Below are 23,667 nucleotides of genomic sequence, written 5' to 3'. Positions count from 1 at the left end.
GAAGCGGCGCGGCCGGCGCTGGGCCGGCCGCGCCGCGAGGAACGCGGGCTCACCCGCCGTTGCGCAGCTTGCTGTGCCGGTAGCCGTAGCCGAAGTAGATCACCTGGCCCAGCAGCGTCCACAGCACGAAGATCAGCCAGTGTTCCATGAACGACTGCAGGAACAGGAACAGGCAGGCGAGCAGCCCCAGCGGGCAGATCAGCCAGAACATCGGCACGCGGAACGGGCGCGGCAGGTCGGAGCGGGTGAAGCGCAGCACGAACACGCCGACGCAGACGGTGGCGAACGCCAGCAACGTGCCCATCGACACCAGTTCGCCGAGCACGCTCAGCGGCATGAACCCGGCCAGCAGGCAGGCCACCACACCGACGAAGATGGTGCCGACGTAGGGCGTCTGGAACTTCGGGTGGATCCTGCCGAACAGCCTGGGCAGCAGGCCGTCGCGCGACATCGAGTAGAAGATGCGCGGCTGCGCCATCAGCATCACCAGGATCACCGAGGAAAGGCCGGCGATGGCGCCGATCTCGACTGCCGTCTTCAGCCAGCCCACGTTGGCGCTGGGATCGGCCTTGAGCACCTCTTCCAGGGCGGTGGCGACCGGCTTGGCGGTGTCGAGCAGCGAATAGTGGGTCATGCCGGTGAGGACCGCGCAGACCGCGATGTAGATGATGGTGCAGACCACCAGCGAGCCGAGGATGCCGATGGGCATGTCGCGCTGCGGGTTCTTGGCCTCGCCGGCGGCGGTCGAAACCGCGTCGAAGCCGATGTAGGCGAAGAACACGATGGTCGCGGCGCGGTAGACGCCCTCCAGGCCGAACCTGCCCGGGCCGGTGTTCTCCGGGATGAAGGGGGTCCAGTTGGCCGGGTCCACGTACTGGATGCCGAAGCCGAGGAAGGCGGCGATGACCACGACCTTGATCGTCACGATGATCGCGTTGACGTAGGCCGACTGGGTGATGCCGACGTAGCACAGGCCGCTGACGGCGGCGACGATCAGCACCGCGGGCAGGTTGATGATGCCCGCGGTGGCGACGAACTGGCCGTTGTCCCAGGTGATGGGCGCCGACGCGAGCTCCGCCGGGAACGGCAGGCCGAGCGTGGAGGTCAGGAAGCTGACGAGGTAGCCGGACCAGCCGACGGCGACGGTGGAGGACGCGAACAGGTACTCCAGCACCAGGCACCAGCCGATGAACCACGCCACCGCCTCGCCGAGGGTCGCGTACGAATACGAGTAGGCGCTGCCGGAGACCGGCATCATCGAGGCGAACTCGGCGTAGCACAGGCCCGCCATCGCGCAGGCGAAGCCGGCCAGCACGAAGCTGAGCATGATCGCCGGGCCGGCATGGTTGGCCGCCGCCTGCCCGGTGAGGACGAAAATGCCGGCACCGATCACCGCGCCGACGCCGAGCAGGACCAGGTGGCGCGCGGTCAGGGTCCGCTTGAGCGTGGCCTCGCCGTGGATCGATCCCTCGACCGGCTCGCCGAAATCGACGTGCGGGGCCGGCTCGACCGGTTTGATGATGAAAAGACCCTTGGACATGCGTGTTCCCCGTGTCTGGCCGTCCGATGCGCCGGTCTGGTTGGGACGGCCCCGCCGGGACCGCACAAGCGTCGTACCTTGCCAAACGGCCGGAGCGATCACAAGCTGTTTCCAGCCGGCAGGTAGATGGCCTGCGGTTATATGGCAATGCAGCATGAAACGTGGAGGATCGATGCGTTACGCGCCGCTACGCCGGCAGTTGGCGGCCTACGCCGGGCGCTGGCCGCCGGAGGCGGGGACCACGGCGGCCTTCGTGGACCTGCTCGAGGATGCCGGCAACCCATTCGTGCGGGAGCGCCTGGCGGGGCACTTCACCGGCTCGGCGTGGGTGGTCGGCGCCGGTGGCGACCGCACCCTGCTGACCCACCACCGCAAGCTCGGCCGCTGGCTGCAGCCCGGCGGGCACGCGGACGGCGATGCCGACCTGGCCCGGGTCGCCCTGCGCGAGGCGGAGGAGGAGACGGGCGTGGCCGGCCTGCGCCTGGAGGCGGCCGCCATCTTCGACCTGGACCGGCACTGGATTCCCGAGCGGGACGGGCTGCCGGGGCACTGGCACTACGACGTCCGCTACGTGGTCCGCGCCGGGGCCGACGAACGCTTCGTGGTCGGCGAGGAATCCCATGCGCTGGCATGGCGGCCGGTCGCGGAGATCGCCGCCGACCCGGCCGCGGACGCCTCGCTGCGGCGCATGGCCGGCAAATGGCTGTCACGGCCCCGCGAACCGTAGCGGCCTTCCCCTCGCAGAGCCGGCGTCAGCCGGCGGCATGGTCCGGGAGTGGGGAACGGTCGGCTCGCATGCGCGGTGGTCGCCGGCCGTACCCGGCTCCTACTAAGGTCGCGGCACGACCGCTTGCGCGGGAGCCGGCTTTCAGTCGGCGGCCTGCCGCCGCGCCACGGGATCAATACAGCACGCGGGTCCGCAGCGTGCCTGGGATCGCCGACAGTTCTTCCTTCAGCGCCGCCACCTGCGCCTCGTCGGCGCCGACGTCGATCACCACGTAGCCCACCTTGGGGTTGGTGCGCAGGAACTGGCCGTCGATGTTGACCGCGTGGCGGCTGAAGATCTCGTTGACCTTGGACAGCACGCCCGGCACGTTGCGGTGGATGTGCAGCAGGCGCAGGCTGTCCTCGTGCTCGGGCAGGGTGACCTCGGGGAAGTTGACCGCCGACAGGGTGCTGCCGTTGTCGCTGTAGCGCACCAGCTTGGCCGCCACCTCCACGCCGATGTTCTCCTGCGCCTCCAGTGTGCTGCCGCCGATGTGCGGGGTCAGGATCACGTTGTCGAACGGGATCAGCGGCGAGACGAAGGCCTCGGCGTTGCCCTTGGGCTCGGCCGGGAACACGTCCACCGCCGCGCCGGCCACGTGGCCCGATTCCAGCGCCGCGGCCAGGGCGTCGATGTCGACCACGGTGCCGCGCGAGGCGTTGATCAGGTGCGCGCCGCGCTTCATCGCCGCGATCTGCGCGGCGCCGAACATGTTCTTGGTGGACGGGGTTTCCGGCACGTGCAGGGTGACCACGTCCGAGCGCGCCAGCAGGTCGTCCAGGCTCTGCGCCAGGCGCGCGTTGCCCAGCGAGAGCTTGGCCTCGATGTCGTGGAAGACCACGTTCATGCCCATCGCCTCGGCCAGCACGCCGACCTGGGTGCCGATGTGGCCGTAGCCGATGATGCCCAGGGTCTTGCCGCGCACCTCGTGGCTGCCGGTGGCCGACTTGGACCAGCCGCCGCGATGGCACTGCGCGTTCTTCTGCGGGATGCCGCGCATCAGCAGCACCGCCTGCGCCACCACCAGCTCGGCCACGCTGCGGGTGTTGGAGTAGGGCGCGTTGAACACCGGGACGCCGGCCAGCTCGGCCGCCTCCAGGTCCACCTGGTTGGTGCCGATGCAGAAGCAGCCGATGGCGATCAGGCGCTTGGCCTCGGCCAGCACCTCGGCGGTGAGGTGGCTGCGCGAGCGGATGCCGATGATGTGCGCCTCGGCGATGCGCTTGCGCAGCTCGTCCTCCGGCAGCGACTTCTCGTGGTATTCGATCTGGGTGTAGCCGGCGGCGCGGAAGGTCTCCACCGCGGTCTGGCTGACGCCCTCCAGCAGCAGTACGCGGATGTCCTGTTTCGGGAAAGAGGTCTTCTTGGGCGACATTCGCGTCGGCTTCCGGTAGGTGGGCGGGAGCCAATAACTATGCCAGATGCGCTGCCCGTTTGCCGCACTGCGGCATCGCGTTTTCGCACGGCTCGCGGAACACCGTGTGCGACGATCCGGCGCAATGGCGCCATGATGAATGTTGCCCATGAAACTGGCCCCTGGCGCGTGCTTCATGGAGGGGCATGCATCCTTCCGCCGCCGCGGTTAGGCTTCGCGCATCCCCCGACATCGATGGAATCCCGGATGGCTCCGATGAACCGCACGCTGCTCCTGGCCGGCCTGCTCCTGGCCGTCGCGCCGGCCGCCCAGGCCTCCAGTTTCGCCGGCACCTCGGCCGGTGCTTCCTCCGCCGGCAGCTCGGCGTCGTCCGGCAGCACGTCCGGCGACGACAAGCTGGTGATGCAGGCGCGCGAGGACGCGGCCGGCTTCGTCGCCAGCGATGGCCGCGTGCGCAGCGCCCACCTGGAAGCGGCGTTGCGGACCCTGCGCGAGCGCGATCCGCAGGCGCGCCGCGCCAGCGACCTGGAACTGGCGCGGCGGATCCTGGCAGGCACGGCCCTCGCCGGCACCGCCGTCGCCGGGGGATGATCCGCGGCGCGGCGCTGGCCGTGCTGCTGCTGGCCTGGGCGAAGGCATCCGCCGGGCCGGTGTTCGCGCTGCCGGCCACGCTGCCGCGCGAGGAAAGCGCTGCCACGCGCCAGTTGCTGGGCGAGGCGGCGCGGCGCCTGCCGCCGGCCTGGGCGGCGGCGCTGGCGCGGCCGATCGCGATGGAATGGCGCGACGACCTGCCCGATGGCGTGCACGGCCGCGCCCGCCGCTGGCGCCTGCAACTGGACCGGCGCCTGCTCGATGGCTGGATGGCGCGTACGGCGGATGCCGGCGGTGCCGATCCCGCCGCGCGCGCCGCGCTGGCCGCGGCGATCCACGAACTGGCGCACCTGTACGACCGCACGCCGGCCGGCGGCCTGTCGCGCGATCCGCGCCTGCTCGACCTGGCCGGCTGGCCGGTAGCGCCGCTGCGGCCCGGCCGGCGCGCGCGCAACGACTTGCGCGATCGCAGCCCGGATCCCTACGAGTTGCGCTCGCCGCGCGAGTACGTGGCGGTCAACCTGGAGCACTACCTGCTGGACCCGGACTACGCCTGCCGGCGCCCGGCGCTCAACGACCTGTTCGACGCGCATTTCGGCCAGCCGGCACGGACCGCGCCGGCCTGCGCCCCGGGTCTGGCGTTCGTACAGGACGCGGTGGATGCGCCCGACCCGGTGCGGCTGCTCGACCCGGAGCGCCTCTTCGCCGTGGACTACCTGCTGGCCGAGGGCAACGAGCGGCCGATGAGCCGCTGGGGCCATGGCATGCTGCGGTTGGTGGTGTGCGCGCCCGGCCGCCCGCGCGGCCCGGACTGCCGGCTGGACCTGCAGCACCACCTGGTGCTCTCGTTCCGCGCTTTCGTCGACGACCTGCAGATATCCAACTGGCGCGGGCTGACCGGCGCGTATCCCTCGCGATTGTTCGCGCTGCCGCTGGGGCAGGTGGTGGACGAGTACACGAAGGTGGAACTGCGCGGCCTGCGCTCGGTGCCACTGGCGCTGTCGCGCGGCGAGATCGAGGCGGTGGCCGGGCGCGCCGCGCAACTGCACTGGAACTACGACGGCCGCTATTTCTTCGTCGCCAACAATTGCGCGGTGGAGACCTGGCGCCTGCTGCACGACGCGCTGCCGCGGCTGGCGGCGCTGCCGCTGGCCAGCCTCACCCCGAACGGCTTGCTGCGGCGGCTCCGCGCCCACGGCATCGTCGACCGGGCGGCCATACCGGCCGATGCCGCCGAGAGGGTGCGCCAAGGGTTCTACTTCGAGCCGGCCGGCGCCCACTACGAGGCGATGTACGCGGTCGCGCGCCAGGCGCTGGAACTGGAACCGGCGGACGCCTCTGCCTGGCTGGCGCTGCCGCCGCCACGGCGCAGGCCCGCGCTGCACCGGGCGGGCCTGCGCGAGGCGGCGGCGCTGCTGGTGCTGGAATCGGCCGCGCTGCGCCGCGAGCAGGCGCACGCGCGCGATGAGTTGAAACGCCACTGGCTGGGTGGCCGCGTTCCGCACGCGGCGGTGGCCGGCGGGGATCTCGCCGCACGGCTGCGCGAGTACCTGAGCCTGGGAGGGGCGTTCAGCCGGCCGGCGTCGTGGCTGGAAGGCATCGAGGGCTATGGCTTGCCGCAGGCGGACGAGCGCATGGCACTGCAGGCGCGCGCGCATTCGGACGCCATGCGGCGCCGGGCCGGTGCACGGGCGCTGGAGTCGCGCCTGCGGGGCCTGCTGTCGCCCACGCGGCGCGAATCGCTGGCCGGCACCGAGGCCAACCTGGAACTGCTGGGCGAACGCCTGCGCGTGCTGGCGCCCGGGACGCAATAGCCGTTTGCAGGAGCCGATTCCAGCCGGCGAGGCGGCCCGACGGCACCGCCCGGGCCGCGTTCAATCCGCGCGGCCGCCGAACTCGCCGGTGGTGGTGTTGACCAGGATCCGCTCGCCGTTGGCGATGTACTCGGGAACCATGATCTCGATGCCGGTGCTGAGCGTGGCCGGCTTGGGCCGCTTGGTCGCGGTGCCGCCCTTCAGTTCCGGCGGCGTCTCCACCACTTCCAGGGTCACGTGCTGCGGCAACTGGATGGCCACCGGCTGGTCGTCGATCACCTGCACGTAGATGCCGGCCAGGCCGTCGGTGATGTAGCCGGCAGCCTCGCCGATGGCGTCCGGGTCCAGCGTGTACGGGGTGTAGTCCTCGTCGTCCATGAACACGAAGGCCTCGCCGTCCTTGTAGGAGAACGTGGCCTGGCGGCGCAGCAGCTCGACCTCGGTGAGGTTGTCGTCGGCGTCGAAGCTGGCGTCCAGCTTGGCGCCGCCGGGCACCGAATACATGATGAAGCGGAAGCGGACGTTGCCGCCGCGGCCCTGCGGGGAACTGCGCTCGATGTCGCGGACCTGGTAGACGCCGTTGTTGTACTCGACGACGTTGCCCTTCTTGATTTCGCTGGCTTTCATTGGATCGACCGGTGGGAGTCTGTGGATGTCAGGAAACGATGCGTGCGATGCGGGTGCGCGAGCCGGCCGGGCCGGGCGGTGGCTTGGGCCGCGGGCGGGCGGCGGCGCCGGTGGGGAGGGGCATCGCCGGTTTCACTTCGGTGCCAGCCGAGCGGCGCCGTCCAGGCGGATGGTCTCGCCGTTGAGGTAGCGGTTGCGCAGGATGAAGGCCACGGTTTCGGCGAATTCCTCCGGCCGGCCCAGGCGCGCCGGGAAGGGGATAGTCGCGGCCAGCGACTGCTGCACGGCCTCGGGCATGCCGTCGACCATCGGCGTCCAGAACACGCCGGGGGCCACCGTCATCACCCGGATGCCGAAGCGTGCCAGCTCGCGCGCCATCGGCAGGGTCATGCCGACCACGCCGCCCTTGGAGGCCGAGTAGGCGGCCTGGCCGATCTGTCCCTCGTAGGCGGCGACCGAGGCGGTGTTGACGATCACCCCGCGCTCGCCGTCCTCGCCGGCGTCGTTGTGCTGCATCAGCGCGGCGGCGGCCTTGGCCACGTTGAAGCTGCCGACCAGGTTGACCGTCACCGTGCGGGCGAAGCCGTCCAGCGGCATCGGCCCGTCCTTGCCCAGCACCCGGCCGGCGCCGAGGATGCCGGCGCAGTTGACCGCGGCGTTGAGGCCGCCGAGGAATTCGCGGGCCGCCTGCAGGGTGGCGGCCACCGCGTCCTCGCCGGCGACGTCGGTGCGGAAGTAGCGGGCATGGGCATCGCCCATTGCGGCGACGGCGGCGGCGCCCTTGCCGTCGTCGACGTCGAGCAGGGCGACCCTGCCGCCGTCGGCGACGAGCTTGCGGGCCACGGCCAGGCCGAGGCCGGAGACGCCGCCGGTGACGACGGCGCGGACGGTGTCGGGCTGCATGCGCAGGCTCCGGGAAAAGGGAATGGCGCCATTGTACGGGGCAGCCATGGGGGGGCGAACTCTAGGGGCCGCGAAAGGCGGCTGGCTACTTTCGGTTGCGGCAAGGGCGCCGGCTGTTTCGAGGTTGCGGCGGGAGTGCGGGCTTCGGAAGGGGCCGCCGTGCCCTGGGCATGGGGCGCACCCCTCGGGACGGCATCCTGCCTTTACTCGGGGCCGCGGCACATGCCCAGGACACGACGGCCTTCGCGGCATGGGGATCGCGGGCTTCGGTGGGTGAAAGGCAAACGGCACCCCGTCGACACTGAAGCCGACGGGCCGGCGACCCCGGACGGGTGTTGGCGAATGAAGTCGCTGGATCCCTGGCTTCGCGGGGATGACGGTATCGCCCCCCCGTCGCGGCGGTGTACAGCCCCCTGCGTGCCCGACCGGACAAGCGCCCGGCCAGGCAGTCCGGCCTACTCCGGGTCGTAGTCCAGGTTCGAGGCCAGCCAGCGCTCGGCCTGGGCCAGCGGCACGCCCTTGCGGCGGGCGTAGTCGGCCACCTGTTCCTTGCCCAGCCGGCCGACCACGAAGTACTGGCTCTTGGGGTGGCTGAAGTAGTAGCCGGACACCGCCGCGGTGGGCAGCATCGCGAAGCTCTCGGTCAGGGTCATGCCGGCGTTGTCGCCGGCGTCCAGCAGCCGGAACAGGGTCGCCTTCTCGCTGTGCTCCGGGCAGGCGGGGTAGCCGGGGGCCGGGCGGATGCCGCGGTACTTCTCGGCGATCAGCGCCTCGTTGTCCAGCCCCTCGTCCGCCGCGTAGCCCCAGAACTCGGTGCGCACGCGCTGGTGCAGGCGTTCGGCCAGGCCCTCGGCCAGGCGATCGGCCAGGGCCTTGAGCAGGATCGCGTTGTAGTCGTCGTGGTCGGCCTGGAAGCGGGCGATGTGCGGGTCGATGCCGATGCCGGCGGTCACCGCGAAGGCGCCGATCCAGTCCTGCACGCCGCTGTCCTTGGGGGCGATGAAATCGGCCAGGCAGAAGTCCGGGCGCTCCACCGGCTTGTCGACCTGCTGGCGCAGGAAATGCAGGGTGGCCTCGCCGCTTTCGTGGCGCAGCACCACGTCGTCGCCGATGGCGTGCGCCGGCCAGAGGCCGAACACCGCGCTGGCCTTGAGCCACTTCTCGGCGATGATCCGGTCCAGCATCGCGCGCGCGTCGCGGTACAGCTCGCTGGCCTGCTTGCCGACGATCTCGTCCTCCAGGATCGCCGGGAACTTGCCGGCCAGTTCCCACGCCTGGAAGAACGGCGTCCAGTCCAGGATGTCGACCAGCTCGGCCAGCGGATAGTCGTCGAACACGTGCAGTCCCGGCCGTTTCGGCGCCGGCGGCGCGTACGCGCTCCAGCCGCCGTCGAAGCGCTGCCCGCGCGCCTTCTCCAGCGAGACCAGGCGCTTGGTGTCGCCGCGGTTGCGGTGGCGGGTGCGGATCTCGGCATAGTCGGCGTCGTTGGCGGCGACGAACTTCCCGCGCAGGTCGGGGCTGATCAGCGACTGGGCCACGCCCACCGCGCGCGAGGCGTCCTTCACCCAGACGGTGGGCGCCTTGTAGTGCGGGTCGATCTTCAGCGCGGTGTGCGCGCGCGAGGTGGTGGCCCCGCCGATCAGCAGCGGGGTGGTGAAACCCTGGCGCTGCAGCTCTCGGGCCACGTGGCCCATCTCCTCCAGCGAGGGCGTGATCAGCCCGGACAGGCCGATCAGGTCGGCGTTCTCGGCGCGCGCGGCATCGAGGATCTTCTGCGCCGGCACCATCACCCCCAGGTCCACCACGTCGAAGTTGTTGCAGGCCAGGACCACGCCGACGATGTTCTTGCCGATGTCGTGCACGTCGCCCTTGACCGTGGCCATGACGATCTTGCCGTTGGACTTGCCGGCGTCGCCGGTCTTCAGCTTCTCCGCCTCGATGAAGGGCAGCAGGTAGGCCACCGCCTTCTTCATCACCCGCGCCGACTTGACCACCTGCGGCAGGAACATCTTGCCGGCGCCGAACAGGTCGCCGACGATGTTCATGCCGTCCATCAGCGGGCCCTCGATCACGTCCAGCGGGCGCGTGGACTGCCGCCGGGCTTCCTCGGCGTCCACCTCGGCGAAGGCGTCGATGCCATGCACCAGGGCATGGGCCAGGCGCTCGCGCACCGGCTTTTCGCGCCAGGCCAGGTCCTCGGCCTTCTTCTCGCCCTTCTTCCCCCTGTAGCGCTCGGCGATCTCCAGCAGGCGCTCGGTGCCGTCGGAGCGGCGGTTGAGGACCACGTCCTCCACCCGCTCGCGCAGCTCCGGGTCCAGCTCGTCGTAGACCGGCAGCGCGCCGGCGTTGACGATGCCCATGTCCATGCCGGCCTTGATGGCGTGGTACAGGAACACCGAGTGGATCGCCGCGCGCACAGGCTCGTTGCCGCGGAAGGAGAAACTGACGTTGGACACGCCGCCGGACACGTGGCAGTGCGGCAGGGTGTCGCGGATGATGCGGGTGGCCTGGATGAAGTCCACCGCGTAGTTGTCGTGCTCCTCGATGCCGGTGGCGATGGCGAAGATGTTGGGGTCGAAGATGATGTCTTCCGGCGGGAAGCCGACCTCGTCCACCAGGATGCGATAGGCGCGGGTGCAGATCTCCACCTTGCGCGCGCAGGTGTCGGCCTGGCCCTGCTCGTCGAAGGCCATCACCACCGTGGCCGCGCCGTAGCGCAGGATCTTGCGCGCCTGTTCGACGAAGGCGTCCTTGCCTTCCTTGAGCGAGATCGAGTTGACCACGCCCTTGCCCTGCAGGCACTTCAGCCCGGCCTCGATCACGCTCCACTTGGAGGAATCGACCATCACCGGGATCCTGGCGATGTCCGGCTCGGAGGCGATCAGGTTGAGGAACCTGACCATGGCCTTTTCCGAATCGATCAGGCCCTCGTCCATGTTCACGTCGAGGATCTGCGCGCCGCTGCCCACTTGCTGGCGCGCCACGTCCACCGCCTCGGCGTAGCGTCCGTCCTTGATCAGCTTGCGGAACTGCGCGCTGCCGGTGACGTTGGTGCGCTCGCCGACGTTGACGAACAGCAGCTCCGGCGTGATGACCAGGAGCTCCAGGCCGGACAGGCGGGTATGGCGGGGGGTGGGTGCGGGCATGGTCTTCGTATCAGCGGTTGCGCGGCCGGAAGGCCGCCGGACCCGCGCAGGCGGGAACGACGGCCACGGGGAATGGGAGGGTGGCGGGAGCGCTCATGCCGCCTGCTCCAGTGCCGCCGGCGGTACCCGTGGCGGCAATCCACGCACGGCCTCGGCGATGGCGCGGATGTGGTCCGGCGTGGTGCCGCAGCAGCCGCCGACCAGGTTGAGCAGGCCGGAGCGGGCGAATTCCTCCAGCATCCCGGCCATCTCCTCGGGGGTCTGGTCGTAGCCGCCGAAGGCGTTGGGCAGGCCTGCGTTGGGATGGGCGCTGACGTAGTACGGCGATGTCCCGGCAAGCGCCTCCACGTGCGGGCGCAGCTCCTGCGCGCCGAGCGCGCAGTTCAGGCCGATCGACAGCGGCCGCGCGTGGGCCAGCGAGGTGTGGAAGGCCTCGGCGGTCTGCCCGGACAGGGTGCGGCCGGAAGCGTCGGTGATGGTGCCGGAGATCATCACCGGCAGCCGCCCGCCGCGCGCGTCGAACACTTCCTCGATGGCGTAGAGGGCGGCCTTGGCGTTGAGGGTGTCGAAGATGGTCTCGACCATGAGGGCGTCGGCGCCGCCGTCGATCAGGCCTTCCACCGCCTGTGCGTACGTGGTGCGCAGCTCGTCGAAGCTGGTGTTGCGGAAGCCCGGGTCGTTGACGTCGGGGCTGATCGACGCGGTGCGGCTGGTCGGGCCGAGCACGCCGATCACGAAGCGGGGCTGCTGCGGGGTGGCGGCCTCGATCTCGTCGCACACCTGGCGCGCGACGTGGGCGCCGGCCTTGTTCAACTCGTACACCAGGTGTTCGAGGTGGTAGTCGGCCTGGCTGGCGGAGGTGGCGTTGAAGGTGTTGGTCTCCACCAGGTCGGCGCCGGCCTCCAGGTAGGCGCGGTGGATGCCGGCGATCAGCTCGGGCCGGGTCAGCAGCAGCAGGTCGTTGTTGCCCTTGAGATCGTGGCCCTGCGGCGCGTGGTCGCAGCCCGGGCCGTGCGCGTGGGCCGGGTCCTGCGCAGCGGATCGGTGCGCGGAATCGTAGCCGGCGGCGAAGCGTTCGCCGCGGTAGTCGGCCTCTTCCAGGGCGTGCTGCTGGATCATCGTGCCCATGGCCCCGTCGATGATGAGGATGCGCTCGCGCAGGGACGCCTCCAGCAAGGCCACGCGCCGCGGGTGCAGCCAGGGCAGCGTGCGCGCGAATCCGGCGCCGGGGGGCGCAGGTTCCTGCGCGGGGTTCGCACTTGCGGTCATGGCTTGTTCCCGATCAAAGAAAGCACCTCGAAGTGCGGCGGGCGGCGCTCGCGGGTGACGCTCTCCAGGCTGGCGGTCTCCAGCCCGGCCTTCTCCACGAAGCGGCGCAGCTCCTTGGCGGCGAAGCCGAGGTTGACGTGGCCGTAGGTCTCCACCACCGCGCGATGCTCGTGCCGGGCCAGGCTGGTCAGCAGCAGGCGGCCGCCACGGCGCAGCACGCGCGCGGCCTCGGCCACGGCCTGCGCCGGCAGCGTCGAGTAGGTCAGGGCGTGCATCAGCACCACCAGGTCGAAGCTGCCGTCCTCGAAAGGCAGGGCGTGCATGTCGCCCTCGCGCACTTCCACGTTGCGCAGCCGGCGCAGGCGCTCGGCGGCGGCGGCGACCACGCGCGCGCTGGTGTCGATGCAGACGTAGCGATGCGAGTGCGGGGCCAGCAGCTCGGCCAGCACGCCGTCGCCGGAGGCGATGTCGAGCACGTCGCCGGTCTCCAGCAGCGGCAGCGCGCTGCGCGCCAGCGCCTCCCAGGTGCGGCCGGGGGAATAGTGGCGCTCCATGTCCCCGGCCACGCTGTCGGCCCAGTTCTGGCCGGCGGCGCGCGCGGCCAGCACGCCCGGCAGGCGCTCGGCGTCCTGGCGCAGCAGCGGATCGTCGCTGCCGGTGCTCAGGGTCTGCCAGAGGATGCGCTGGGCCGGGTCCAGCGCGTCCTCGTCGAAGCGGTAGTAGGCCGACACGCCGGCGCGGCGGTCGCGCACCAGCCCGGCCTCCTTCAGCTTGGCCAGGTGGGTGGACACGCGCGGCTGGGCCAGGCGGGTGACCGAGGACAGCTCGGCCACGGTCAGTTCCTCCAGCTCCAGCAGCGCCAGCAAGCGCACGCGGGTGGCGTCGGCGAAGACCTTCAACCGGACCGACCAGTCTTCCAGGTCCATAGATATCTTCCTATCGCGATATAGAGATGATTGTCTCGCCGCGGGCAGGGCGGGTCAACCACATACGCATGCGAATGGTGGGGCGGTTACAATCGGGACCATCGACCGGAACGGAGGGGTTCCCCGTGGATTTCAGCTTCACCGAAGAACAGCTCATGCTGCAGGACGTGGCGCGCCGCATCGCCCAGGACGTGGTCGCGCCCAGTGCCGAGCGCTTCGACCGCAGCGGCGAGTTCCCGCTGGACAACATCCGCCTGCTCGGCGAGAACGGGCTGATGGGCATCGAGGTGCCCGCCGAGTACGGCGGCGCCGGCATGGACCCGGTGAGCTACGTGTTGGCGATGATCGAGATCGCCGCTGGCGACGCGGCCCACTCGACCATCATGTCGGTCAACAACTCGCTGTTCTGCAGTGGCATCCTCACGCATGGCAGCGAGGAGCAGAAGCAGACCCACGTGCGCGCGATCGCTGAGGGCCGCCATATCGGCGCCTTCGCCCTGACCGAGCCGCAGTCCGGCTCCGACGCCACGGCCATGCGCTGCCGTGCGGCGAAGCAGGCCGACGGCACGTTCGTGATCAACGGCAAGAAGAGCTGGATCACCTCCGGCCCGGTGGCCAGGTACATCGTGCTGTTCGCGATGACCGAGCCGGACAAGGGCTCGCGCGGCATCACCGCCTTCATCGTCGACACCGAGCGGCCGGGCTTCCACCGCGGCAAGACCGAGCCCAAGCTGGGCATCCGCGCATCGGCGACCTGCGAGATCGAGTTCGCCGACTACGTGGCCGGGCCGGCCGACGTGCTGGGCAAGGAAGGCGAGGGCTTCAAGGTCGCCATGGGCGTGCTGGATGCGGGCCGCATCGGCATCGCCTCGCAGGCCGTCGGCATCGCCCGCGCGGCGTACGAGAAGACCCTGGAATACGCGAGGGAGCGCAAGGCGTTCGGCGCGGCCATCGGCACCTTCCAGATGACCCAGGCCAAGATCGCCGACATGAAGTGCAAGCTGGACGCCTCGCTGCTGCTGACGCTGCGCGCGGCGTGGCTGAAGGCGCAGGGCAGGCCGTTCTCGGCCGAGGCGGCCATCGCCAAGCTCACCGCCTCGGAGGCGGCGATGTGGATCGCCCACCAGGCGGTGCAGATCCACGGCGGCATGGGCTACTCCAAGGAGATGCCGCTGGAACGCTATTTCCGCGACGCCAAGATCACCGAGATCTACGAGGGCACCTCGGAGATCCAGCGCCTGGTGATCGCGCGGTCGGAGACGGGGCTGCGCTGAGCTGAGCGCCGCGAGGCATCTCTCCGGCGCGACTTCGCAGTGAGGCGGCGGGAGGCTCGACGGTAACGTCCAACGGCAATGGCAAGAGCGCCGTTTGTCGTGGGCCTCGGCGGGAGCCGCGGCGGTCGGGGGATGGCGCTGCCCCCTCGGGACGGCGGGCCCTTCCGAAGCTGGCGTTTTCCGTGACGGTGCGGCTCGCCCGAAGCCAGCTTTGAAGGCATCGCCCTGCTGGACCGGACCGTCACCGGGCATCCAGGAGATCGCGCCCGGATTTTCCGGTGCTTTCGCCAGGGCTTCCTCTGCCGGGCATGGATCGCGTCCAATGGGCGGGCGGCGCCAGGCCGCGGCACGTTGTCGGCGCATGCGTTCGGAGCCAGCAGGACCACGACCGATTCGACGTTTCTCCCCGCGCCGGCTGCTGCTGTGGCTGCGCTGGGGGACCGTGGCCGTGCTCGTCGCGGCGCTGGCCCTGGACCTGGCCTTCCCGCCGCCGTTGCCCGGCAGCGACGCCGGCATCGCCACGGTGGTCACCGCCCGCGACGGCACGCCGTTGCGGGCCTTCGCCGATGCTCAGGGCGTCTGGCGCTATCCGGCCACGCCGGAATCGGTCTCGCCGCTGTACCTGGAGGCGCTGCTCAACTACGAGGACCGCTGGTTTCACCGCCATCCCGGGGTAAATCCGGCCGCACTGCTGCGCGCGGCCTGGCAATGGCTGCGCAGCGGCGGCATCGTCTCCGGCGGCTCGACCCTGAGCATGCAGGTGGCGCGCATCCTCGACGGGCACGACACCCGCAGCCTCGCCGGCAAGCTGAGGCAGATGGCGCGCGCGCTGCAACTGGAAGCGCGCCTGTCCAAGGACCAGATCCTGCAGGTGTACCTGGAGCGGGCGCCGTTCGGCGGCACCATCGAGGGCGTGGAGGCCGCCAGTTGGGCCTACCTGGGCAAGCCGGCCGCGCGCCTGTCGCACGCCGAGGCCGCGTTGCTGGCGGTGTTGCCGCAGGCGCCCAGCCGGCTGCGGCCGGACCGCCACCCGGAAGCGGCGCGCGCGGCGCGCGACAAGGTGCTGGCGCGGATGCGGGCGCTGGGCGCGTGGTCGGCACTGGACGTGGAGGACGCGCGGATCGAGCCGGTGGTCGCGCGCTCGCTGCAGGTGCCCGTGCACGCCGCGCTGCTGGCCCAGCGCCTGCGCCAGCAACGACCGCGGGCGTCGCGCATCGTCACCACGCTCGATGCCGACCTGCAGCGGGCGCTGGAGGAGCGGGTGACCGCCTACTTCGCCGCGCTGCCGCCGCGCACGTCGGCCGCGTTGCTGGTGGTGGACAACGCGACCATGGAGGCGCGCGCCTACGTCGGCTCGGTGGCCTTCGGCGACCGCGAGCGGCTGGGCCACGTGGACATGGTCCGGGCCTGGCGCTCGCCCGGTTCCACGCTCAAGCCGTTCCTGTACGGCATGGCCCTGGACGATGGCCTGATCCATTCCGAAAGCCTGCTGGTGGACGCGCCGCAGGACTTCGGCGGATACCGGCCGGGCAATTTCGGCGAGGCGTTCAATGGCCCGGTCGGCGCGGCCACGGCGCTGCGGCTGTCGCTGAACGTGCCGGCGGTGGACCTGCTCGACCGGGTGGGCCCGGCACGCTTCGCCGCCCGGCTGAACCATGCGGGCGTGCCGCTGCGCTTCCCGCGCGGGGCGCGGCCCGGCTTGCCGCTGATCCTGGGCGGCACCGGCGTGCGCCTGGAGGAACTGGTCGGTGCCTTCGCCGCCTTCCAGCGCCAGGGCGTGGCCGCGCAGGTGCGCCACACCCCGGAACAGCCGCTGGTCGAGCGCCGCCTGCTGTCGCCGGGCGCGGCCTGGATCGTGCGCGAGATCCTGCAGGCCAACCCGAGGCCGGGCCATGCCGCCGCATTCGCCACCGGCACGCGGCCGCCGGTGGCGTGGAAGACCGGCACCAGCTACGGCTTCCGCGATGCCTGGGCGGTGGGCGGCACGCGGCGGCACACGGTCGGGGTCTGGGTCGGACGCCCGGACGGCACGCCGCTGCCGGGGCAGTACGGCGCGATCACCGCGCTGCCGCTGCTGTTTGAGGTGGTGGACAGCCTGCCGCGCGCGCCGGGCGACGCCGACCCGGTGCCGCGCCCGGCGTCGGTGGACCGTGCCGAGATCTGCTGGCCGCTGGGGCTGGCCGCCGCGCAGACGCCGGCGGCGCTGTGCCAGCGGCGCCTCGATGCGTGGCGGCTGGACGGCACCACGCCGCCCACCTTTCCCGAGCGCGATGCGCGCCTGTGGAACGCCGGCCGCGAGCGCTTCCGGGTGGACGCCGCCAGCGGCCTGCGCCTGTCCGCCGACTGCGCGCGGCCGCACCAGGCGCGCGAAGCGGAGATCGCACGCTGGCCGGCGCTGCTGTCGCCCTGGCTGCCGGCCGGCGTGCGCCGCGCCGCGACCCTGCCGCCGCTCGCGCCGGACTGCGTGGCCGACGGGCGCGAGGCGATGGAGTCGCTGCGGATCGAGGGCATCGCCGACCGTGCCACCCTGGCGCCGCCGCCAGGCAGCCCGCGCGGCCTGCGCCTGCGCGTGCGCGCCCTGGGCACCTCCGTGCGGGTGCAATGGCTACTGGACGGGCGTTGGATCGCGCAGACCGAAGGGGCGCGCGGCTTCGAGTACGACTATGCGGCGGCGGGCCGCGGCACCCACGTGCTCACCGCGCTGGCCGAGAGCGGGGCATGGGCGCAGGTGCGCTTCGGCGTGGCGCACATCGGGCCGCGGCCCGGGCCGGCCTCCATCGGGTACGTACCCGGGCACGTACCGGTCGCCGCGATGGAGGGGACCGGCGAGCCGGCCCGGGACCGGCCGGCGCCGGCCGCGCGCTGAGCGCCGCCGTCGCGCCCGCCGCGCTGCTCAGGGCAGGTGCTGCAGCACGTTCTCGGCCGAGGACACCTTGAACTCGCCCGGCGCCTCGACGAACAACTGCCGGACCACGCCATCCTCGATGTACAGCGCGAAACGGCGCGCGCGCAGGCCCATGCCGTAGCCGCTGGCGTCCATCTCCAGGCCCAGGGCGCGGGTCAGGTCGGCGTTGCCGTCGGACACCAGTTGCAGGCCGTCCGGCGCGTTCAGGGTCTTGCCCCAGGCCTGCATCACGAACGGGTCGTTGACCGCCATGCAGACCACGTCGACGCCGCGGCTGCGGAAGTCCTCGAAGTGGGCGATGAAGCCGGGCAGGTGCTTTTCCGAGCAGGTGGGGGTAAAGGCGCCGGGCACCGCGAACAGCACCGCCTTGCGGCCGTCGAACAGGGTGCGGGTGTCCACGCTCTCCACGCCCTCGCGGATGCACTTGAGCACGACTTCGGGAATACGGTCGCCGATCTGGATGGTCATTGCGGGGTTCCTCGGGGGGAAGGCCGGTCGCGGACCGGAGGCTGAACGCAGTCTAGCCGCAGTCGTGTTGCGCGGGCGTGGCGGCTGTTGAAACGCGCGCGCCCACGCCCATCTTGCGTTCATCGCCGCGGCGCAACGCGGCCAATCCGAGCCAGGAGACCGACATGACCATTGTCCGCTACAACACGCACAGCAACTTCCCGGGCCGCCACCTGCAGGACGAGTTCAAGCAGGTATTCGACCGCTTCTTCGGCGAGGCCGCCGGCGACCAGTCCGACGTGGTGACCAGCCAGTGGGCGCCGCGCGTGGACATCCGCGAGGAGGCCGATCGCTTCGTCATCCTCGCCGACATCCCTGGCGTGGACCCCAAGGAGATCGAGGTGCAGATGGACAAGGGCATCCTCAGCCTGAAGGGCGAGCGCGCCGGCGAGCAGGAACGGGAGGACGCAGGCTATTCGCGCCGCGAGCGCGCCTGGGGCAGCTTCTACCGCCGCTTCGCCCTGCCCGACAGCGCCGACCCGGACGGGGTCACCGCCAGCGGCCTCCACGGGGTGCTGCGGATCGACATCCCCAAGCGCCCGCAGGCCACGCCGCGCCGCATCCAGGTGCAGTAGCGCGCGGCGCGGGCCGTGCCGGGGACATCGGCCGGCCGGTACCGTCCTCCGCCGCCGTTGTGAGGCGGCGGAGGGCGTAGCCTTTAGAATCCAGGCCCGTGGCGTCCGCGTCACGGGCCTCTTCTTCATGGGGCCGTGCGCTTCGTGCCGCGCGGCCGCGCCTGAGCAATGGTGAACGGATGGAATTCAAGGACTACTACGCGATCCTGGGCGTGGAACCCAGCGCCGGCGAGGCCGAGATCAAGTCGGCCTACCGCCGCCTGGCGCGCAAGTACCACCCGGACGTGAGCAAGGAGCCCGGCGCCGAGGAGAAGTTCAAGGCGGTGGGCGAAGCCTACGAGGCGCTGCGCGACCCGGCCAAGCGCTCGGCCTACGACCAGTTGCGTGCGCGCGGCTACCGGCCGGGGCAGGAGTTCCACCCGCCGCCGGACGGGTTCGACGGCGCGGGATTCGACTTCGAGGAAGTGTTCGGCGATGCGGGCGGCCGCGGCGGCGGGGGCGGTTTCAGCGACTTCTTCGAGAGCATCTTCGCCCGCCAGCGCGGCGCCGGCGGGCGCGGGCCGCAGCCGCGTGGCGACACCCGGGCCAGGCTGGCGGTGCCGCTGGAGGCGGTGTACCGCGGCGACAGCGTGCGCATCACCCTCAACGGGCGGCAGCTTGAGGTGCGGGTGCCGCGGGGCATCCGCGCCGGGCAGTCGATCCGCCTGGCCGGGCAGGGCAACGGCGGCGGCAACCTGCTGTTGGAGATCGAATACCTGGCCCATCCCCAGTTCGAGGTGGACGGGCGCAACATCCTCTATGCCCTGCCGGTGCAGCCGTGGCAGGCGGCGCTGGGCACCACGCTCAGCGTGCCCACCCTGGGCGGTGCGGTGGAACTGAAGATCCCGGCCGAGTCCGATTCGGGGCGCAAGCTGCGGCTGCGCGGGCGCGGCCTGCCGGCCGGCGCGTCGGGCGAGCAGGCGGCGGGCGACCAGATCGTCGAGCTGGAGGTGCAGGCGCCGGCCCCGGCCACCGAGGCCCAGCGCAAGGCCTACCTCGACCTGGCCCGCGCCTTCGGCGAATGAGGCGCCGGCTCAGGCCGCCGAAGGGGGCGGGTCCTCGTCGCCGCCGAGCAGCCGGCCGATGACGTCGGACAGGTCGGTCTCGGAGAACGGCTTGGTCAGGTAGGCGCGCGCGCCCTGGCGCATGCCCCACATGCGGTCGGTGTCCTGGTCCTTGGTGGTGACCAGCACCACCGGGATGCCGCGGGTGGAGTTTTCGCGGCTGAGCGTGCGCGTGGCCTGGAACCCGTTGAGGTTGGGCATCACCACGTCCATCAGGATCAGGTCGGGCAGTTCGGCCTTGGCCACTTCCACGCCGGCGGCGCCGTCCTCGGCGGTCAGGGTCTCATGGCCAAGCTTCTCGACGATGCGCTGGATGCCCAGCAACTGCGACGGAGAATCGTCGACGATCAGGATGCGTGCCATGGTGCGTTTCCCCGGAGTCTTTGCCTCATCGCCGGAGTGTAGCCGCCGCACGTGGCGGCCGGAAGCCTTCCATCGGCCGTATCGCCCGCCCTGCGCTTCGCGGTGCGGCCGGCGGCCGGCGCACTGCAAAGGGAGTCCGCCGGAACGCGCCTGGACGGTGCCGGTGCGTGGCCGTCCTGGCCGTGCGGTTCGGCGCGCGCGCATGCCTGCCGAAGCTGCGCCGCAAGGACGGGCCAATGTCGGTTGCAGTTGAAACGCTGCGCACCGCGGCCGGACCGACGCGTTAGCATGCTTCGCCCCGTTCCTCCGACGACTGAATGAGCGACAGCCTGGAAACCCACCTGGTCCACGAGCGCGGCAAGCGCCCCTCGGGGCCTATGCCGGTGGACCTGGTCTCGGTGCAGTCGCAACTGGCCTATGGCCATGCCGGCAACAGCGCCGCCGTGCCGGTGCTGCGCATGCTCGGTGTGCGCGTGGCCGAGGTGCCGACCACGCTGCTCAGCAACACGCCCTTCTATCCCACCCTGCGCGGCCGGGTGCTGCCGGCCGAATGGCTGGCCGACCTGCTGCGCGGGCTGGACGAGCGCGGCGTGAGTGCGCGCGCGCCGATGCTGGTATCCGGATACTTCGGCAGCGTCGCCAACGGCGAGGCCTTCGCCGCCTGGCTGGAGGACCGCCATGCCGCCGGCGCCGCGCCGCGCTACCTGCTCGACCCGGTCATCGGCGATACCCATACCGGGGCCTACGTGGAACCGGGGCTGGAGGCGGTGTTCGCGCAGCGGCTGCTGCCGCTGGCCTGGATGGTCACGCCCAACGCCTTCGAGCTGGAAAACCTGAGCGGGCGGCCGGCGCTGGGGCAGGCCGACGCGCTGGAGGCCGCGCGCGCCTTGCTGGCGCGGGGCCCGGAATGGGTGCTGGCGCACAGCGTGGCGGGCGAGGGCGGCGACCTGCTCACCCTGCTGGTCGGCCGCGATGCCGCCTGGCGCTTGCGCTCGCCGTGCCTGGACGTGGACGTGGCCGGCACCGGCGACGTGCTGGCCGCCCTGCTGGCGGCATTCCTGCTGCGCGGCGAGGCGCCGCCGCGCGCGGCCGAGCGTGCGCTGGCGGGGGTCCACGCCGCGCTGGAATCTACCCTGGCCCATGGCTGGGAGGAACTGGACGTACTGGCCGCTCCCGCCGCGGCGCTGGCCGATGGCCCGGCGCGCTTTCCGGCGGTGCCGTTTTGAGCACCGTGCGGGAGGCCGCGCAGACACCGGTGGTGGGCATCGTGGGCAGCGACGGCGCCTACGGCCGCTGGCTGCGCCGCTTCTTCGAGCAGCGCATGGGCCTGCGGGTGCTGGGCCATGACCCGGCCGACCCCGGCAGCGACCCGCCCGAGCGCCTGCTCGACCAGGCCCAGGTACTGGTGTTCGCCACGCCGATCCGGCACACCCCGGGGCTGATCGCCGACTACGTCGCCCGCTCGGCCGGGCGCGAACGCGGCCGGCTGTGGCTGGACATCACCTCGCTCAAGCAGATGCCGGTGGAGGCGATGCTGGCCTCGCAGGCCGAGGTGGTGGGCCTGCACCCGATGACCGCGCCGCTGAAGACGCCCACCCTGAAGGGGCGCGTGGTGGTGGTCTGCGAGGCGCGCCTGGCCGCCTGGCGGCCGTGGCTGCAGGAACTGCTGGACGCGCTGCAGGGCGAGTACGTGCGCGCCGCGCCCGCGCACCACGACCGGGTGATGGCGCTGGTCCAGGCCATGGTGCACGCCACCCACCTGGGCCAGGCGGGGGTGCTGCGCAGCTTCGCCGGCGAGCTGGGCGGCCCGGCGGCGCTGATGCCGTACCGCTCGATCGGCTTCGAGATGGACGCAGCGGTGACCGCGCGCATCCTCTCGCTGAACCCGGAGATCTACGCGGACATCCAGTTCTGCAACCCACACACCGGCGAGATGCTGGCCCGGCTGGCGGCGCAGATCGCAGGCCTGCAGGGCCTGGTCGAACGCGGCGACGAGGCGGCCCGGGCCGAGTTCCGCGCGCAGTACCTGGACGGCAACCGCCAGGTGTGGGGCGAGGCGGCGATGGCCGACGGCAGCTACACCTTCGAGCGGGTCGGCTACCTGCTGGCCGACCTGACCGAAACCCGCTCCCTGAGCGTGCACCTGCCCGCGGACCGGGCCGGCTCGCTGCGCACCCTGCTGCACGTATTCGAGCGGCACGGCATCAGCCTGTCCTCGATCCACTCCTCGCGCACGCCGGCCGGCGAGGTGCATTTCCGCATCGGCTTCGAGGACGGCGCCGACGTGGACACGCTGCGCGCGGCGGCGGCGGAGATCGACCGCGACGGCCTGGGACGGGTGCTCGAAAGCCCCTGAATGGAACCGCCGGCGGCCGCCCCGGCCGCTCTCGATCAATCGGCGGTCAGCACCAGGGTGCCGTCGGCGTTGGAGAAGCGCTTGGCATCGCGCTGCAGGCGCTGCCCATCGGCCAGTTCGTAGCGCAGCGAGGCCTTCCCGTCGCGCTCCTCGTGGAACTCGATGATGATGTAGGCGTTGCCGTCGTCGCCGGTGGCGGGGAACTGGCGGAAGGACATGGCGACCTCCTTTTTCCGTGCGGTACGGGAACCGATTGTTTCCGCCACCCGGTAAGGCGACGTTGAAACGGCGTGAAAATTTGGTGGCCTCGCCGCCGCCCGGGGCCGCGTCCGGGTGGGGACGGCCCGGTACAATGCGGCCATGTCTACCCAATTCGTCCTGTCCGGGCGCGCCCGGGCGCTGACCAGCTCGGCCATCCGCGAGATCCTCAAGATCACCGAGCGCCCCGAAGTCGTTTCCTTCGCCGGCGGCCTGCCGTCACCGGCCACCTTCCCGGTCGAGCGCATGCGTGAGGCCACCGAGAAGGTGCTGCGCGAGGCACCGCACGCGGCGCTGCAGTACGGCCCCACGGAAGGCTTCGCGCCGCTGCGCGAATGGGTTGCCGCGCGCCTGAGCCGCCCCGGCGCCGCCATTCCCGCTTCGCGGGTGCTGATCACCACCGGCTCGCAGCAGGGCCTGGACCTGCTGGGCAAGGTGCTGATCGACGAGGGCAGCAAGGTGCTGGTGGAGACGCCCAGCTACCTGGGCGCGCTGCAGGCGTTCTCGCTGTTCTCGCCGCGGTTCGGCGCGCTGCCCGCCGACGCCCAGGGCATCGTCACCGATGCGCTGGACGCCGCGCGGCTGTCCGGCGCGCGCTTCCTCTACTGCCTGCCCAACTTCCAGAACCCCACCGGCCGGCGGATGCCGCTGGCGCGACGCGAGGCGCTGGTGGCGCTGGCTGCCGAGGCGGGCGTGCCGCTGGTGGAGGACGATCCCTACGGCGAGCTGTCCTACGGCGGCGAGGCCCTGCCCAGCCTGCTGTCGATGAACCCCGACGGGGTGATCTACATGGGCTCGTTCTCCAAGGTGCTGGCGCCGGGCCTGCGCCTGGGCTACGTGGTCGCGCCGGAGCAGGTGCACGCCAAGATGGTCCAGGCCAAGCAGGCCGCGGACCTGCACACGCCCTCGTTCTCGCAGCGCATCGTCCACGAGGCGCTGCGGGACGGCTTCCTCGACGCGCACATCCCCTCCATCCGCAGCCTCTACGCGCAGCAGTGCGAGCGCATGCTGGCCGCGCTGGAGCGCGAGTTCCCGCCGCAGGCGCGCTGGAACCGCCCCGAGGGCGGCATGTTCATCTGGGTCGAGTTGCCCGAGGGCCTGGACAGCGGCGTGCTGCTGGCCAAGGCGGTGGAGCGCAACGTGGCCTTCGTGCCGGGGGCGCCGTTCTACGCCATCGAGCCGCGCGCCAACACCTTGCGCCTGTCCTTCGTCACCGTGCCCGGCGAGAAGATCGACGCCGGGATCAAGGTGCTGGGCGAGCTGCTCGCGGCCGAGATCGCCGCATTGCCGGCGGTGGCCTGAAGCTTGCGGGCGTGCATCGGCGGCGAGCGGGCAGGCGGTGGCGCCGTGCATGCTGGCCCGGTCGCCG

The 23,667-nt window shown here is 71.6% G+C and carries 20 protein-coding genes; 10 read left to right on the top strand and 10 right to left on the bottom strand.

The genetic code is table 11. The features are described 5' to 3' along the window. Positions 1-49: 49 nt before the first annotated feature. Positions 50-1,540, bottom strand: a complete 1,491-nt coding sequence (locus tag HNR76_RS08070; protein WP_162309598.1) for an amino acid permease — start codon at positions 1,538-1,540, stop codon at positions 50-52. Between the two features lie 154 nt (positions 1,541-1,694). On the opposite strand from HNR76_RS08070, the gene HNR76_RS08065 reads away from it, so the two are divergent. Then, positions 1,695-2,267 (top strand): NUDIX hydrolase, encoded by a 573-nt coding sequence (locus HNR76_RS08065; RefSeq protein ID WP_246429056.1) that lies wholly within the window; start codon positions 1,695-1,697, stop codon positions 2,265-2,267. A 172-nt stretch (positions 2,268-2,439) separates the two neighbouring features. Here HNR76_RS08065 and serA read toward each other — a convergent pair whose 3' ends face one another. Further along, positions 2,440-3,681: a phosphoglycerate dehydrogenase gene (gene serA, locus HNR76_RS08060; protein WP_162309597.1), complete on the bottom strand. Its 1,242-nt coding sequence runs from the start codon at positions 3,679-3,681 to the stop codon at positions 2,440-2,442. Between the two features lie 255 nt (positions 3,682-3,936). On the opposite strand from serA, the gene HNR76_RS08055 reads away from it, so the two are divergent. Continuing rightward, positions 3,937-4,272 (top strand): DUF2388 domain-containing protein, encoded by a 336-nt coding sequence (locus HNR76_RS08055; RefSeq protein WP_162309596.1) that lies wholly within the window; start codon positions 3,937-3,939, stop codon positions 4,270-4,272. After that, the gene (locus tag HNR76_RS08050) at positions 4,269-6,086 is read left to right on the top strand and encodes a DUF7844 domain-containing protein (RefSeq protein ID WP_162309595.1); all 1,818 of its coding nucleotides are present in this window, start codon (positions 4,269-4,271) and stop codon (positions 6,084-6,086) included. The genes HNR76_RS08055 and HNR76_RS08050 overlap by 4 nt, the downstream gene beginning before the upstream one ends. A gap of 60 nt (positions 6,087-6,146) precedes the next feature. Here the strand turns inward: HNR76_RS08050 and yeiP are convergent, their stop codons facing one another. From yeiP to HNR76_RS08025, 5 genes are all read right to left on the bottom strand, one after another. Then, on the bottom strand, positions 6,147-6,713 hold the full coding sequence (yeiP, locus tag HNR76_RS08045) for an elongation factor P-like protein YeiP (protein ID WP_162309594.1): 567 nt from the start codon (positions 6,711-6,713) through the stop codon (positions 6,147-6,149). A gap of 132 nt (positions 6,714-6,845) precedes the next feature. Then, the gene (locus HNR76_RS08040) at positions 6,846-7,616 is read right to left on the bottom strand and encodes an SDR family oxidoreductase (RefSeq protein WP_162309593.1); all 771 of its coding nucleotides are present in this window, start codon (positions 7,614-7,616) and stop codon (positions 6,846-6,848) included. A 455-nt stretch (positions 7,617-8,071) separates the two neighbouring features. Then, positions 8,072-10,762, bottom strand: a complete 2,691-nt coding sequence (metH, locus tag HNR76_RS08035) for a methionine synthase (RefSeq protein ID WP_162309592.1) — start codon at positions 10,760-10,762, stop codon at positions 8,072-8,074. A 93-nt stretch (positions 10,763-10,855) separates the two neighbouring features. Continuing rightward, the gene (locus tag HNR76_RS08030; protein WP_162309591.1) at positions 10,856-12,031 is read right to left on the bottom strand and encodes a homocysteine S-methyltransferase family protein; all 1,176 of its coding nucleotides are present in this window, start codon (positions 12,029-12,031) and stop codon (positions 10,856-10,858) included. After that, positions 12,028-12,957 carry an ArsR/SmtB family transcription factor gene (locus HNR76_RS08025; RefSeq protein ID WP_162309590.1) on the bottom strand — a complete coding sequence of 310 codons (930 nt, stop codon included), beginning with the start codon at positions 12,955-12,957 and terminating at the stop codon, positions 12,028-12,030. The genes HNR76_RS08030 and HNR76_RS08025 overlap by 4 nt, the downstream gene beginning before the upstream one ends. Before the next feature lie 125 nt (positions 12,958-13,082). Between HNR76_RS08025 and HNR76_RS08020 the strand changes: the two genes are divergently transcribed. Both HNR76_RS08020 and pbpC read left to right on the top strand, forming a co-directional pair. Next, entirely contained in the window at positions 13,083-14,231 is a 1,149-nt protein-coding gene (locus HNR76_RS08020; protein ID WP_162309589.1) for an acyl-CoA dehydrogenase family protein, read from the top strand. A 361-nt stretch (positions 14,232-14,592) separates the two neighbouring features. Continuing rightward, positions 14,593-17,097 (top strand): penicillin-binding protein 1C, encoded by a 2,505-nt coding sequence (gene pbpC, locus HNR76_RS08015; protein ID WP_162309588.1) that lies wholly within the window; start codon positions 14,593-14,595, stop codon positions 17,095-17,097. A gap of 27 nt (positions 17,098-17,124) precedes the next feature. Here the strand turns inward: pbpC and HNR76_RS08010 are convergent, their stop codons facing one another. Next, positions 17,125-17,604: a peroxiredoxin gene (locus HNR76_RS08010; RefSeq protein ID WP_162309587.1), complete on the bottom strand. Its 480-nt coding sequence runs from the start codon at positions 17,602-17,604 to the stop codon at positions 17,125-17,127. A 164-nt stretch (positions 17,605-17,768) separates the two neighbouring features. On the opposite strand from HNR76_RS08010, the gene HNR76_RS08005 reads away from it, so the two are divergent. Together HNR76_RS08005 and HNR76_RS08000 are read left to right on the top strand one after the other, a co-directional pair. Next, positions 17,769-18,218 (top strand): Hsp20/alpha crystallin family protein, encoded by a 450-nt coding sequence (locus HNR76_RS08005; protein WP_162309586.1) that lies wholly within the window; start codon positions 17,769-17,771, stop codon positions 18,216-18,218. Between the two features lie 179 nt (positions 18,219-18,397). Further along, a complete protein-coding gene (locus HNR76_RS08000) occupies positions 18,398-19,282 on the top strand; it encodes a DnaJ C-terminal domain-containing protein (protein WP_162309585.1) in 885 nt (294 codons plus the stop codon). Between the two features lie 9 nt (positions 19,283-19,291). Here the strand turns inward: HNR76_RS08000 and pilH are convergent, their stop codons facing one another. Further along, positions 19,292-19,684: a twitching motility response regulator PilH gene (gene pilH, locus HNR76_RS07995; protein WP_162309584.1), complete on the bottom strand. Its 393-nt coding sequence runs from the start codon at positions 19,682-19,684 to the stop codon at positions 19,292-19,294. 317 nt (positions 19,685-20,001) lie between these two features. On the opposite strand from pilH, the gene pdxY reads away from it, so the two are divergent. Next, positions 20,002-20,910 (top strand): pyridoxal kinase, encoded by a 909-nt coding sequence (gene pdxY, locus HNR76_RS07990; protein WP_162309583.1) that lies wholly within the window; start codon positions 20,002-20,004, stop codon positions 20,908-20,910. Positions 20,911-20,915: 5 nt separating this feature from the next. Next, positions 20,916-22,040 carry a prephenate dehydrogenase gene (locus HNR76_RS07985; RefSeq protein WP_162309765.1) on the top strand — a complete coding sequence of 375 codons (1,125 nt, stop codon included), beginning with the start codon at positions 20,916-20,918 and terminating at the stop codon, positions 22,038-22,040. A 35-nt stretch (positions 22,041-22,075) separates the two neighbouring features. Here the strand turns inward: HNR76_RS07985 and HNR76_RS07980 are convergent, their stop codons facing one another. Next, on the bottom strand, positions 22,076-22,258 hold the full coding sequence (locus HNR76_RS07980; RefSeq protein ID WP_162309582.1) for a hypothetical protein: 183 nt from the start codon (positions 22,256-22,258) through the stop codon (positions 22,076-22,078). 142 nt (positions 22,259-22,400) lie between these two features. Here HNR76_RS07980 and HNR76_RS07975 point away from each other — a divergent pair, with 142 nt between their 5' ends. Next, on the top strand, positions 22,401-23,600 hold the full coding sequence (locus tag HNR76_RS07975) for an aminotransferase-like domain-containing protein (RefSeq protein ID WP_162309581.1): 1,200 nt from the start codon (positions 22,401-22,403) through the stop codon (positions 23,598-23,600). The last annotated feature ends 67 nt before the right edge of the window (positions 23,601-23,667 follow it).

The organism is Pseudoxanthomonas broegbernensis (genome assembly GCF_014202435.1).
Taxonomy (GTDB): Bacteria; Pseudomonadota; Gammaproteobacteria; order Xanthomonadales; family Xanthomonadaceae; genus Pseudoxanthomonas; species Pseudoxanthomonas broegbernensis.
Note: the sequence above shows the minus strand (reverse complement) of the source record. Positions and strands in the feature narration are given on the sequence as shown.

Bases quoted from the DNA above. Each gene is read 5' to 3' on its own strand.
- HNR76_RS08070 (WP_162309598.1), bottom strand. From the start codon at position 1,540: ATGTCCAAGGGTCTTTTCATCATCAAACCGGTCGAGCCGGCCCCGCAC.
- HNR76_RS08065 (WP_246429056.1), top strand. From the start codon at position 1,695: ATGAAACGTGGAGGATCGATGCGTTACGCGCCGCTACGCCGGCAGTTG.
- serA (WP_162309597.1), bottom strand. From the start codon at position 3,681: ATGTCGCCCAAGAAGACCTCTTTCCCGAAACAGGACATCCGCGTACTG.
- HNR76_RS08055 (WP_162309596.1), top strand. From the start codon at position 3,937: ATGAACCGCACGCTGCTCCTGGCCGGCCTGCTCCTGGCCGTCGCGCCG.
- HNR76_RS08050 (WP_162309595.1), top strand. From the start codon at position 4,269: ATGATCCGCGGCGCGGCGCTGGCCGTGCTGCTGCTGGCCTGGGCGAAG.
- yeiP (WP_162309594.1), bottom strand. From the start codon at position 6,713: ATGAAAGCCAGCGAAATCAAGAAGGGCAACGTCGTCGAGTACAACAAC.
- HNR76_RS08040 (WP_162309593.1), bottom strand. From the start codon at position 7,616: ATGCAGCCCGACACCGTCCGCGCCGTCGTCACCGGCGGCGTCTCCGGC.
- metH (WP_162309592.1), bottom strand. From the start codon at position 10,762: ATGCCCGCACCCACCCCCCGCCATACCCGCCTGTCCGGCCTGGAGCTC.
- HNR76_RS08030 (WP_162309591.1), bottom strand. From the start codon at position 12,031: ATGACCGCAAGTGCGAACCCCGCGCAGGAACCTGCGCCCCCCGGCGCC.
- HNR76_RS08025 (WP_162309590.1), bottom strand. From the start codon at position 12,957: ATGGACCTGGAAGACTGGTCGGTCCGGTTGAAGGTCTTCGCCGACGCC.
- pbpC (WP_162309588.1), top strand. From the start codon at position 14,593: ATGCGTTCGGAGCCAGCAGGACCACGACCGATTCGACGTTTCTCCCCG.
- HNR76_RS08010 (WP_162309587.1), bottom strand. From the start codon at position 17,604: ATGACCATCCAGATCGGCGACCGTATTCCCGAAGTCGTGCTCAAGTGC.
- HNR76_RS08005 (WP_162309586.1), top strand. From the start codon at position 17,769: ATGACCATTGTCCGCTACAACACGCACAGCAACTTCCCGGGCCGCCAC.
- HNR76_RS08000 (WP_162309585.1), top strand. From the start codon at position 18,398: ATGGAATTCAAGGACTACTACGCGATCCTGGGCGTGGAACCCAGCGCC.
- pilH (WP_162309584.1), bottom strand. From the start codon at position 19,684: ATGGCACGCATCCTGATCGTCGACGATTCTCCGTCGCAGTTGCTGGGC.
- pdxY (WP_162309583.1), top strand. From the start codon at position 20,002: ATGAGCGACAGCCTGGAAACCCACCTGGTCCACGAGCGCGGCAAGCGC.
- HNR76_RS07980 (WP_162309582.1), bottom strand. From the start codon at position 22,258: ATGTCCTTCCGCCAGTTCCCCGCCACCGGCGACGACGGCAACGCCTAC.
- HNR76_RS07975 (WP_162309581.1), top strand. From the start codon at position 22,401: ATGTCTACCCAATTCGTCCTGTCCGGGCGCGCCCGGGCGCTGACCAGC.